The organism is Desulfobacter latus, assembly GCF_013389365.1.
GTDB lineage: Bacteria > Desulfobacterota > Desulfobacteria > Desulfobacterales > Desulfobacteraceae > Desulfobacter > Desulfobacter latus.
In genome coordinates this window covers 1-12,955 of record NZ_JACADJ010000037.1, presented here as the reverse complement: position 1 = coordinate 12,955, position 12,955 = coordinate 1, and the positions used below count along the sequence as shown (strand labels likewise).

Below are 12,955 nucleotides of genomic sequence, written 5' to 3'. Positions count from 1 at the left end.
TGACATACAAATTGTCGATATGGAAACAGCACGTTAGACCATACGTATATAAGGCCCAAAACCATGAAATATTCAGACTTGATAAAATTTGACCCCATTGAAACCGTTGTCCAGCTCAGGGACGCAAATGTTGCTGCCGCAGCTCAAAGGTTTGTCAGCACCTACGTCATCTCCGATGAGATGGCAGAGAGGCTGACGTCTTTAATCATTCCCCAACTGCAGTTTGAAAAGCCCATGGACAATAAAGGATTTCTGGTTGTCGGTAACTATGGCACCGGTAAATCTCACCTGATGTCGGTTATATCAAGTTTAGCTGAAGACGGATCCCTGGTGGACGCATTGAACCATGAAAAGGCCAAGGCAGTAGCCAAGCAGATAGCCGGTCGTTTCAAAGTCATCCGTACCGAAATCGGCGCCACGACCATGTCCTTAAGAGATATCCTTACATCTGAACTTGAGGAATACCTGGACAGCATCGGCGTGGATTATGTTTTCCCGGAATCCGGCACGGTCTCCAACCATAAACATGCCTTTGAAGATATGATGACTGCTTTTTACAAGGAATTTCCGGATCAGGGCCTTCTCTTGGTCGTAGACGAGCTGCTGGACTATCTCAGAACCCGGAAAGACCAGGAACTCATCCTTGATCTTAACTTTCTAAGAGAGATAGGTGAAGTCTGCAAAGACTTGAGATTCAGATTCATTGCAGGCGTCCAGGAAGCCATCTTTGACAGCCCTCGGTTCAGCTTTGTTGCAGACAGTATCAGGAGGGTAAAGGACCGTTTTGAACAAATATTAATTGCCAGAAATGACATCAAGTTCGTTGTGGCCCAACGCCTGTTGAAAAAAACAGCGGAACAGCAGTCAAAAATACGGGAATATCTCACTCCATTCGCAAAATATTACAGCAATATGAATGAACGGATGGATGAGTTTGTCCGCCTCTTTCCTGTTCACCCCGATTATATCGACACGTTTGAACGGGTCACCATTGCTGAAAAAAGGGAAATCTTAAAGACCCTGTCCAAAACCATGGAGAGTATCCATAACAACCCGGTTCCGGAGGATTATCCGGGCCTAATTGCATTTGATTCCTACTGGGATGTACTCAAGCAAAACGCCTCGTTCAGAACCATACCCGATATAAGAGCGGTAATTGACTGCAGCCAGGTCCTGGAATCCAGGATTGAACAGGCCTTTACCCGTCCGATATATAAACCCATGGCGCTGAGATTGATCCATGCGCTATCCATCCACCGTCTGACCACGGGAGATATCTATTCAACCATGGGCGCCACGCCTGTAGAGTTACGGGACAGCCTCTGTCTTTATGACCCCATGATTGCAGAAATGGGAAGCGATGAACCGGAACTGGATCTGCATACCCATGTTGAAACCGTCTTAAGAGAAATTCATAAAACCGTAAGCGGCCAGTTTATTTCATCCAATCCGGACAACCATCAATATTTCCTGGATTTAAAAAAGACAGACGATTTTGATGCCATTATCGAAAATAAAGCCAGTACCCTCAGCGAATCAAAGCTCGACCGGTTTTATTACGAAGCCCTTAAACGGGTGATGGAATGCCAGGATTCCACCTATGTGACCGGGTATAAAATCTGGGAACATGAACTGGTATGGCAGGCGCGTAAAGCCGCCAGGACCGGGTATCTCTTTTTCGGCGCCCCAAACGAACGATCCACGGCAGTCCCTGAAAGGGATTTTTATCTTTATTTTATTCAGCCGAATGATCCGCCTAAGTATAAGGATGCAAAAAAACCGGATGAAGTGTTCTTCAAACTCAAAGGAACCGATGAAAATTTTTTCCAAAACCTGAAAAGTTATGCTGCGGCCCTGGATCTTGCCTCAACCTCATCCGGCAATGCCAAAACAACCTATGAGTCAAAAGCAAATGTGTTTTTGCGACATCTTGTTAAATGGCTGCAAAAACACATGGCCGACTCATTTCAAGTCACTTACCAGGGCCAGACCAAATCCCTGACCACATGGGCCAAAGGCAAATCCATCCGGGCGCTTTCCGGTATTTCTCCCCATGAAACCGTTAATTTCCGGGATCTTATCAATATTATTTCAGGCATTATCTTATCTCCTCATTTTGGGGATAAAGCCCCGGCCTATCCATACTTTTCAATTTTGATCACCGGCAAAAACCGGGCACAGGCGGCCCAAGATGCATTAAGGGCCATTGCCGGACAGGGTAAAACCAAACAGGCAAACGCGGTTTTGGACGCATTGGAACTTTTAAACGGAGAGCGTATAGAACCTTATAAATCCCAGTATGCCACCTTTATCCTGAACATCCTGAAACAAAAAGGCCAGGGGCAGGTGGTAAACCGGAATGAACTCATTCAGGATGATAACGGCCTTGAATATATGAACATAGAATCCGCAAGGCTTGAACCGGACTGGGCCGCAGTGACCATAGCCGCCCTGGTATATTCCGGGGATTTAATCCTGGCCATACCCGGTAAAAAGTTCGATGCTACAGCCCTGAAGCTTCTGGCCGGCACATCCATGGACGAACTCATTCACTTCAAGCATTTGGAACAGCCCAAGGAGTGGAATATTCCGGCATTGAAAGCCCTTTTTGAACTGCTTGAGATGACGCCCGGCATGGCCCAGTTGATCACCCAGGGGGACGCGGCCCCGGTTGCACAGCTTCAGGGTGCGGTCAATAAAACAGTTAAACGCATTGTTCTCACCCAACAGGCCCTGCGGGAAGGCCTTATTTTCTGGGAACAGGATTTGGTAACCGATTCAACAAAAGCGTCCCATAACCAGGCCCTTGAATCCGCAAAACAATTCTTTGAGTCTCTCCAGGCGTATTCCACCCCTGGAAAATTAAAAAATTTCCAATATGCGGCTCGGGAAGTAAAGGCATTTGAATCTTCCATGAAAGTATTAAACGCCATAGCAGCCATGCAGCAGCTGATATCTGACCTTGGCAGTCAAACCGCCTGGCTGTCTAATGCAAAATCCGTTCTCCCGGAAGGCCGGGATACCCAAATAGATGACTGGCTCAATCGGGTAAATGTCTCTAAAAAGGCGCTATCAGGGCCTGAACTTCTTGGCATTCTTGGTTATAAATCAAGAACCCGGAACTTCAGGATCGCCATGGCAGACCTTATGGAAAGAGATCTGATTGAGATGACATTGCCAGAAACGCCTAAAAGCAAAAACCAGAAATACCGGTTGACGCAGTCAGGATTACACTTGGTCGAAAATCTGAATAGAACCGCTGAAAGCTAAAACCCGATCATCAAATTTTTACGAATTAAGGATCCATCACATGGCTGTAGAAGAACCGGAATTGTTTAAAACCAAAATTGTCAGGGCCAAACAGGGCTCTGACAATCTGTTTGAAGAAATTTTTGAAAATACCCATGGGCCTGTTACGTGTCTGGGAATGGAATTTGAGAATGACGATGCCCGACGAACATATTTCACGGAAAGGCTCAGAGAAAAACTGAAAGATCCTGAATTCAGACAGATTGAAGGTTTTCCCATCGGTGAAGACGAAGACATTCTGGCCTTATCTGATCCTCCTTATTATACGGCCTGCCCCAATCCATGGCTGAACGATTTCATTAACGAATGGGAAAACCTGAAACCGGAGAAACCAGAGGGCTATCATTACCACCGGGAGCCCTTTGCCGCAGATGTCAAGGAAGGTAAAAATGATCCAATTTATAATGCCCACTCCTACCACACCAAGGTGCCTCACAAGGCCATCATATGGTTCGACTTATGCAGTAACGGTGGAAAATATGGATCAACACCTTTTTGGGAGAAAACATGGCAAAAATTGAAGGTTTCAGGATAAAAAACTTCAGGGCATTGAAGGATGTCACTCTCGGCCGGTTGTGGAATCGGCAGAAAGACAAGCCGTTAACCCCTATGACAGCCGTGATTGGAAAAAACGGGGTGGGAAAAAGCACTCTTTTTGATGCCTTTGGATTTCTGGCGGACTGTTTGAAATCAGGTGTGGAGGAAGCCTGCGACAGTCGTGGCCGCGGCGGTTTTAAAAAAATATTATCCCAGGGAGAAAAAGACCCGATTGAATTTGAAATTTATTACAAAGAAGATGGAAAAACCCGCCCCATTACCTATGAGCTGTCAATTGCCATGGACCGCCTTGAGAGGCCTTATGTTTTGAAAGAACGTCTCAGACAGCGTAGAAAAGGTCAAAAACATGGACGGCCGTTTTCGTTTTTGATGCTGAACAACGGTAAAGGCGTAGCCTGGAAAGGCGATCAGGATGGACTGAAAATTGACGAGGACAAGGGGGAATTTGACCTGCTTAACTTCATGGAGTCCATCAAGTCAGGCGGTGCAAAGGAAGAATCAAAGGAAACGGAAGTGGTGGAACTTGAGGATCTGCGCAAGCTTGGTATTGCCACACTGGGTTCACTCAAACAGCACCCCAGGATATCTGCCTTTCGCAAATTTATTGAAAGCTGGTATTTAAGCTATTTTACTCCGGATGCGGCCCGGAGTCTTCCTCTTGCCGGGCCCCAGCAACATTTGAACATCCACGGCGATAATCTGGGCAATGTGGTCCAGTTCATGGAGCGGGAGCACCCGAAACGGTTTAAGAATATTTTAAAGCGAATCACACAGAAAATTCCCGGTATTGAAAAAATAGATACGGAAAGGACCAATGACGACCGGCTGCTTCTCCGGTTTAATGACAGGGGATTTAAGGATCCCTTTTATGCCCAGCAGATGTCCGACGGAACCTTGAAAGTGTTTGCCTATCTTTTGCTGCTGGAAGATCCCACTCCCCCTCCGTTTCTCTGTATTGAAGAACCGGAAAACGGGCTGTATCATAAGCTTCTTGAATCCCTGGCGACTGAGTTCAGGACGCATGCCACAGGGAAAAAAGGCGGCTCCCAAGTGTTTATCACGACCCATCAGCCTTACTTTGTTGATGCCCTTGAGCCGGATGAAGTATGGATACTGGAAAAAGGTGAGGATGGCTTTTCCATTATCTGCAGGGCAAGTGACGATGATATGGTAAAGAATATGGTGGCTGAAGGACTGCCACTGGGCGGTCTGTGGTACAGCGATTACCTGGATGCGAGGTAGATAGATGCATTTTCGTGAGAAACTTGATGTGCTTGCAGGAGATTAAGGCGCAATGTCTGAATGGAGAGACCTTATACTGGATCGTTTCGCGCCGGATGTGAATGCATTGAGCATTGTAACAGATCCGGACATGCTCTTTTCCGAGGAAAAACTGGTTTCTCAATTAAAGGATAAAAGCTTTGATATCATGGAATTCAAGGATTCCGTTGAATTCAGGTTCTTTTATGAATCCAATTACCGGAAAAAGAAAGTATCCGGAAATGACCTGATCGTGGTTTTAAACGGGAGCCGTGCAAAGCTGGACTTGCTCCCATATGATTTGCTTAAGACCGGCAAAATGTTTCATTTCAGCCTGTTTGACATATTTTCAGATTTAAACTACCCGGTTCTTCAACAGATCGACAGGCAACACCTTGATATTTTATTCAATGCCCAAAAATTAAATCAGGAACGAATGGGCGAGAATGCTACAAAAGATTTTATTTTAAGGCATGTTTTCAAAATTTCTGCTGAACTGATCAGCACGGACATTGACCTGCTGCAGATGCTGTTGCGATTACATTACAGTAATCTCTGCTTACCCAAGATATTATCAAGGCGCCTGATTGATGTCCTGAATTCCTTGGGGAAATTTCAACAATGGCCTTTGGATGAGATTCTTGTCGATGAACAGGCGTTCTATGCATTTTTGCAGGAAAGGTGGCCTATTTTCCTGGATGTATTAAAGGCGAAACCCCATCAAATCAGTGAAAATATGGATCAATACGGGTTAAAGTTCAGCGGACCCGGCATACTGCCCTTTGGGCACCAGGATATCCTCGTCTACATTGACAATCTTTTTGTGGAAAGAAAACTGCACCCGGTTATCGCGACCAGTACAAAGCTGAACTTGACGTCCTGGATCAAAACGGGTGTAAGGATTCCCAAAAAAGAAGATGAAGAAAATCGTTTACCAAGTCTGTTAGACATACTTGAAAAACAGCTGCCATCTGAACAGAGCCGCCATTCAGACTGGACATCTTTTGCATTGAAAAAGGCTGAGTTTGAAGCGCTAAGATTAAAGAGAAATCGCCATGTTAAAGATGCTCGTTTGAATGAACTGGAGAACAAAATAGAGGCCAATTTTTCTATATGGTTTGAAAAACATTTCCCCAGTCTCATGAGCCTTCCTCCCACACATCCGGTTATGCTGCACCACATCCCGAGACAAATGGCCCGTTATGTTGACGCCTCAAACAATCATCGGGTGGCGCTTATCGTTGTTGATGGATTATCATTGGATCAATGGGTAACCGTTCGTGAAAATTTAGAAAGCCAATTATTTTTGCATGGCAAAAATTTGACCCCACGGGAAACGGGTGTTTTTGCATGGATACCTTCTTTAACTTCCGTTTCAAGACAAGCTCTTTTTGCAGGGAAACCGCCGCTATATTTTCCAAACTCAATCCATTCGACTCATAATGAAAAAAAATTATGGCAACAGTTCTGGGAAAAGTATGGACTGTCCCGTTTTGATGTAGGTTTTAAAAAGAGTCTAGGAAATGGGGATTCTGTCACTGTATTGGATGATCTGAATCTTGAAAGAATAAAAGCCGTTGGGCTTGTTATTGACACTGTGGATAAAATTATGCACGGGATGCAGCTTGGCAATGCCGGGATGCATGATCAGATCAGGCTATGGTGTCAGACAGGATATTTATCATCCTTGATCAACCACCTTTGTGAAAGAGATTTTCAAGTCTGGCTAACGTCTGATCACGGCAATATTGAATGCACTGGTATGGGCAATCCAGGGGAAGGGGTTATCGCTGAAACCAGAGGAGAACGGGCACGGATATATCCTACTCAGGAGTTAAGGTCCCAGGTTGCAGGACTTTACCCTGATACGATTTCTTGGGACCCGGTTGGATTGCCCCAAGACTACTACCCATTGTTGGCAAAGGGAACCCATGCATTTTTAACAAAAGGAAAAAGTACGGTGACCCATGGCGGGGCCTCGTTAGAAGAGGTAATCGTTCCATTAATTAAATTTGAAAAGAAAGAAACATGAGTGCAAGACACCATAAAATAGGCATTAAGCATGTCATCCGTTTGGAATGGATGGATAAAACATTGGATATGATGCTGGCGGGTCTGTCCGCAAAAGAAATAAGAAACGAACTGGATATATTTCTATCAGATAAAAAACAAAGCGGTGGAACCGGCGAAAGAGATACGCAGGCTTACAAAAAAGCCGTTACTAATTTGATGCTGACTTGGTGTACACCTGAAAAAGCGTTGATTCCCTTTCGAGATGACGTGTTGGCGATTGCAAAAACAACTCCCATATCCGAGAGGATTCCTCTGCACTGGGCCATGATCAGTGCAGCCTACCCATTCTGGTTTGGGGTAGCAAAACAGATTGGGCGTCTCCTGAATCTTCAGAGCCAGATTACAAAAAAACAGATCATTCAGCGTTTAAAAGAAGAATATGGAGACCGGGAAACCATCAGTCGGTTTTCCCGATACGTTATTCGGTCTTTTGTTGCATGGGATATTCTTGAGGATGCATCCGTTAAGGGGAATTATCTCCAAAAAAAGAAAATTCCAACTGATCAAAAACAGGTGGCTGTTTTAGCTGAAAGCACGCTTCTTTCAACCATAGAATCCTCACACGCACTGAAAAACATAATGGACTCATCTTCTTTGTTCGCCTTTAATATTTCTCCGATATCCGGTGATTATTTGCTGAAAAAACAGTCCGCGAATTAATGTTAATCAATTTAGCCCTGGTGAAGAGATGATCAGCATAGTTTAGACTCGGTTACCTGATTCCACCCCAAAATTAAATCAATGACAGATGTGGCGGTTTTCCACGCTTTATTGTTTTGTCGCTGTAGCGATAGGCATGTCTGATATTGACTTTACCATATTTGGAAAGCTCATCAATGAGACCTTCAGTTGACTTGTGGCTAACATTGTCACACTCGATCAACAATGCATTTTTTTTATCTTAAGGCAATTTGTTTTTCCTTTTTATAATCGCGGTGGCGGAGCCGCCGTTAAACGGTTAAACGTTAAAACGTTGAGTTAAGCGGAAAAAACACAACCAAAAATTTTCTACAACCAAGGCGTTTTCGTGTTTTTTTCCGCTTGAACGTCTTGTTACATTAACCGGGTCGAAGCCTCGCAGGTGCTTGCTTGGGTAAAAGCAGGAAAATCCTTATTCTCAAACTTGGATTTAACAGCTCCGGTTATACAATTTAACTGGTAGAGTCCAGTGTCCATTGGGATTAAACCTCCTGGTTCATCCGATCCGACTTGAAAAAGGATCGAAAAAACCGGGAACCGGCGCTGATTGCCAATACCACTCCCTGACAGGACTTTGCCTGTTTTTTGATATCGGTAATTGTTTCCAAAGTAAAGCCCTTTTATGGTTCCCTTGCTTTCGCCGGAATTTGTTTGATCTCTATTTTGGGTAAATCTTCTTTGACCACGTTGCCATGACCGTCCAACACCAGGATCGTGATCATCTTCCCCTTACCGCAGGCCGGACATCGAGGTGGCTGCTCTTTCAGAGGGGCAGGATCAGGTGTGGCCTGGTCATTCAAAGCCTGACGTATTGCCGGTATATGTCTTCCGGCCTGCCCGTTGGCCAGAAACCCATAATATCTGATCCGGTGAAAATGTTTGGGCAGAACATGCAAAAGGAAACGGTCAATGAACTCCATCACCGGCAAAGCGCTTGTTTCCCACCTGGATTTATTCCGGGTATTTTTGAACCAAAATTCAACGGTATCATCCTTAACGGATATAATCCTGTTGTTGCTGATGGCTGTTGAATGGGTGTATCTGCCGATGTATTTAACGACCTCTGCCGGACCTGAGAACGGTGGTTTGGAGTATACCACCCAGGCTTTTGGAACGGTATGGAACAGCCATTGCCTGAAGGCGCAGAGATCGGAAAACTGAGTCAGTTCATCCGGCAGTTTTAAATCTCCCCGACTGTGGGCTGCAATCAGGCCGCTCAGGAATTTGGCCCTGAATACATTGGAAAGCGCTTTGACCGGAAACAGGAAGGTTGAACTGTATCGAGGCTCCACCCACTCCCCCCGGGTATTTATCCCGCCTGCGGTGACAATGAAATGAATGTGCGGATGGAGCCACAGGTTGCCGCCCCAGGTATGGAGAATACCGTAAAATCCGATCTTGGCCCCCAGTCGCTTGGGATTCTCCCCGAACTCCAGCAGGGTTTTTGAGGCACTTTCAAACAGCAGGTCATACATGACCTGCCGGTTGAACCGGCACAGGGGATTGAAGATATCAGGCAGGGTAAAAACGCAGTGGTGGTAGGACACCGGAAGCAATTCGTCGATTCTGGCCGCCACCCATCTGCGCCGGGCGATATTGTTACAGCCTGGGCAGTGGCGGTTCCGGCAGGAGTTGTATCCTTTTTCAAGATGGCCGCATGTGTCGCAGATTTCCCAATGGGTGCCGAACTCCCCACACCGGCAATGTTCGATATCGTACATCACCTTGTGCTGACGGGGATGCAGCCTGTTTGAGGCTCTGAAGGCAGGGCCGTATTCCCTGAAGATGTCGCCTACGGTTGGACTGGTTTCGGGTTTTTCTGGGAGCTTGCTATGGCTGCAAAGTGTTTTCATTGGTTGTCGAAGCCCGCAGCAGAGGAGAACGGGGGGGGTGACCCCCCCGTTCTCCGGCCAAGCTTGGGCCATCGGTTGGTAATCCTCATTTTATAGGCGTTTCGATTTTTATAAATGGTTTCAAGGTGTTGCATTCACCGTCCAGGTTTAATGTAACGCCGAGCTCAGCGGCGCGAGGTACGAGCGTCCGCTGGAGCGATTGGTTATGTGGCGTTTTCAATATTCTTTTTCATCTGAATTGAATCCAATACCAAAAAGTCAAATGGTACGAAACATATATTGACCTTTTTGAGTGTCATCAAAGTCAATACTGATAGCAGCTTTATGCACTATAGCGTCCACAAAGTTTATCTCAGTATCTGACAATCGCCCCTATAAAATAAAATCATAATTGGGCTTAAAATGCTAATATAAACTCGGTGCCGATTGCCCAAGAGGCATTAGCTTCCCCATTCTTGGCGGCATTTCCAGCAACAACATAAGACACCGACAAGTCAACTGCAAGTTGGTCATTAATCTCATAACTGAATCCAGGGGTCACAGTGATTCCCCAAGCGGTCGATTCCTCAATTTTTTCGCTATCTTCGTAAAGCGGGAAATAATAAGTGTATTCAAGGCCCAAAAACATATTCAACACTTCGGTAATTTGTAACTCCGGCTCCAGTGAAAAATTTACCTCATCCTGTTTTTCCTTGTCTTTGCAAAGAAATGTATACATATACTCAAGTTTGCTTTCAATTGAAAAATTTTCAAATTCTGGATGATAGATCAAGCCCAGGTCGACCTGAGGCTCATTGTACCCCTCGGCATCGTAAGCTATACCTTTGGAACCAAACGGAAGATGACACCTGATAAAGCTACCAACTTGAAATTTACTTTGAATGTACTCAAGGTAAAAATAAGGTCTGTCAAAACCAGTATTGTCCCCTGCATCATGGTTCTGGTGGACGAGTTCAACACCAAAGGTAGTGATTATTCCTGGTGAAATTTCATAAGACAGGGATACAGGTAGAATATAGTCAATTGGGTTTCCTTTAGTGGTTTCAAAACCATCATGAATATAAATTCCGATAGTTTTTTCCATTTCAATACCCAAGCTCAGTTCCAGCCCCTTTCTTTCGTCTTCGGATGCCCATAAAGTGCTACTGAACAGGAACAATAATCCGAATAAAACTGCTTTATATATGGTCATGAATGCCTCGTTCACAATCAATGATTAAGGTTCATAAGGCAAACCAAGTGTGTTTCTTTCGTCATCGGAATCAGCCAAATCATATGCTATTAATTTAATTTTTGATTCTAACATAAGAAATGCATCAACCATATCTGGATCAAAGTGACTCCCTTTACCTTGCTTGATTATGCACATCGCTTTATTGTGAGAAAATGGAGGTTTGTATACACGTCTGCTTATGAGAGCATCATATACATCGGCAACAGCCATCAATCTTCCAGAAACGGGTATCTCTTCTCCTTTAAGTCCTTGGGGGTAACCCGATCCATCCCATTTTTCCTGATGCGTGTAAGCTATTTCTCGAGCAAAACGTAGAAAGGAATTAGAACCTAATTTCTCCTCTGCTGCCAACAAAGCATCTCTCCCATGCACAGTATGTAGTTTCATGGTTTCAAACTCAGCTGGCGATAGTTTTTCTGGTTTAAGCAAAATATAATCAGGTACACCGACTTTACCAATGTCGTGCAAGGGAGCAGATTTATAAATTAGATCAACATTTTCATCTGTCAACGATTCAGAATATTTTGGGTGACTTTGCAAGTGAGTTGCCAAAATTTTTATATAGTTTTGGGTTCGTTTTATATGCCCCCCAGTTTCAGGATCCCTTGTCTCAGCCAAAGAGGCCATGCTCAAAATTGTTGCCTCTTGTGTAAGAGTTAGCTCCTTTGTACGTTCATCAACCAAATCTTCAAGGTGTTCTCGATATTTTTTATTCATGGATTCAGCCTCGGTGATGCGCTGAACCATATTTATAAATTCGTTTTTCAAAACGCTTATTTCATCTTTTCGGTTTTCGATGGGTGGAGGCTCGGGTAATTGTCCTAATCCAAAGTCATAAATTGCTTTAGCGAGATCCCATAATGGATTGAATACTTTATTTTTAAGTAAAAATACCAAGCAGGTTGTCAATATAAGTAATCCAACACACAATGACATTCCGATATATAGATAAACCTGGTCTAATCGACGGTCTAAATGTGCAAGTGAAAGTTGGATATTAATAGAACCCCAATCTTTACCATGAACTCTCAACGGAGTAGTAATACTGATAATACGATAACCAGGTGGGAGATAATAATCTGGATGTTCAGGATCAGAATATGTTGTAATATCATCATCGGGATCAATATCAAAAATGTTTTTTTCAATCTGTAAAACAGGCGCTACTTTTTTTAGAGCTTGTATAAGAGCTGTATGCTCTTCTTCGTCTGTGGGTTCTATATTTCCTTTATTGTTACTTGCAACAATTTCAGACTTTTTCTCGGATATTAACCGAAGCACATTGATTTCAATATCATCTATTTCTCTTAATTCTAAAAGATTATCAATGTATCGTTGCAAAGATTTAGTATCTGAGTTTGAAATATATGGAAGTACTCCAGATTCGATTGTATCAGAAAGCAGCAGAGCTTCGTGATACACTGTATGTATAAAAAGATTATTAAATTGATACAAAATGTAAGAAGTAAAAAGCACTGAAAAAGTCAAAACAAATCCCACAACAATGCATAAGATCAATAATTTTAAGGAATGCCTGAATGTAGGTTTGATCTCTTTTTGATTTATACTCATATTCTATGATGATCTTCTAAAAGGTATATCTTGCCAAAGTAGTGACTCCCATTGATTTAAGTTTTGGAAATCGAGACTTCACTTTTCCCATACCCATATTTTTATATATCCCCATTTCATTTTAAATTCAAGCCACATAACGTTTAGTTAAGCGGAAAAAACACAACCAAAAATTTTCTACAACCAAGGCGTTTTCGTGGGGCGCATTCCCATTTTCCCGGTTTTAAAAAAGCCTATCTTTTTATGAAAAAAGCATGATATGAACTCTCGAAACAATACTATCTGAGGAGCAAATATAATGGAAATGAAGAAAGCCGAAGACTGTGAAACTGTAGAAGAAGTTCAAGCCTACCTGAAGGTACTGGATGAAGATAATCGGTTAATTCAAACTCCAGAA

8 protein-coding genes are annotated in these 12,955 nt (G+C 43.7%); 5 read left to right on the top strand and 3 right to left on the bottom strand.

The window, feature by feature from the left end:
* Positions 1 to 63: 63 nt before the first annotated feature.
* Genes HXW94_RS11125 through HXW94_RS11105 form a run of 5 tightly spaced genes read left to right on the top strand, consistent with a single transcriptional unit; the run spans position 64 to position 7,860 of the window.
* Positions 64 to 3,270, top strand: a complete 3,207-nt coding sequence (locus HXW94_RS11125) for a DUF6079 family protein (RefSeq protein WP_246293874.1) — start codon at positions 64 to 66, stop codon at positions 3,268 to 3,270.
* 40 nt (positions 3,271 to 3,310) lie between these two features.
* Positions 3,311 to 3,844: a hypothetical protein gene (locus HXW94_RS11120; RefSeq protein WP_246293872.1), complete on the top strand. Its 534-nt coding sequence runs from the start codon at positions 3,311 to 3,313 to the stop codon at positions 3,842 to 3,844.
* Positions 3,817 to 5,109: an AAA family ATPase gene (locus HXW94_RS11115; protein ID WP_178366974.1), complete on the top strand. Its 1,293-nt coding sequence runs from the start codon at positions 3,817 to 3,819 to the stop codon at positions 5,107 to 5,109. Before HXW94_RS11120 ends, HXW94_RS11115 begins: the two co-directional genes overlap by 28 nt.
* A gap of 52 nt (positions 5,110 to 5,161) precedes the next feature.
* The gene (gene pglZ, locus HXW94_RS11110; RefSeq protein ID WP_178366973.1) at positions 5,162 to 7,159 is read left to right on the top strand and encodes a BREX-3 system phosphatase PglZ; all 1,998 of its coding nucleotides are present in this window, start codon (positions 5,162 to 5,164) and stop codon (positions 7,157 to 7,159) included.
* A complete protein-coding gene (locus HXW94_RS11105; RefSeq protein WP_178366972.1) occupies positions 7,156 to 7,860 on the top strand; it encodes a hypothetical protein in 705 nt (234 codons plus the stop codon). The genes pglZ and HXW94_RS11105 overlap by 4 nt, the downstream gene beginning before the upstream one ends.
* 659 nt (positions 7,861 to 8,519) lie before the next feature.
* On the opposite strand, the gene HXW94_RS11100 is transcribed toward HXW94_RS11105, so the two are convergent.
* The 3 genes from HXW94_RS11100 to HXW94_RS19520 form a co-directional block, all read right to left on the bottom strand.
* Positions 8,520 to 9,824 carry an IS91 family transposase gene (locus tag HXW94_RS11100; RefSeq protein ID WP_178366971.1) on the bottom strand — a complete coding sequence of 435 codons (1,305 nt, stop codon included), beginning with the start codon at positions 9,822 to 9,824 and terminating at the stop codon, positions 8,520 to 8,522.
* A 325-nt stretch (positions 9,825 to 10,149) separates the two neighbouring features.
* The gene (locus HXW94_RS11095; RefSeq protein ID WP_178366970.1) at positions 10,150 to 10,944 is read right to left on the bottom strand and encodes a hypothetical protein; all 795 of its coding nucleotides are present in this window, start codon (positions 10,942 to 10,944) and stop codon (positions 10,150 to 10,152) included.
* Positions 10,945 to 10,968: 24 nt separating this feature from the next.
* Positions 10,969 to 12,558, bottom strand: coding sequence for an HD domain-containing phosphohydrolase (locus HXW94_RS19520; RefSeq protein WP_246293870.1), 1,590 nt, complete (start codon positions 12,556 to 12,558; stop codon positions 10,969 to 10,971).
* Between the last annotated feature and the right edge of the window lie 397 nt (positions 12,559 to 12,955).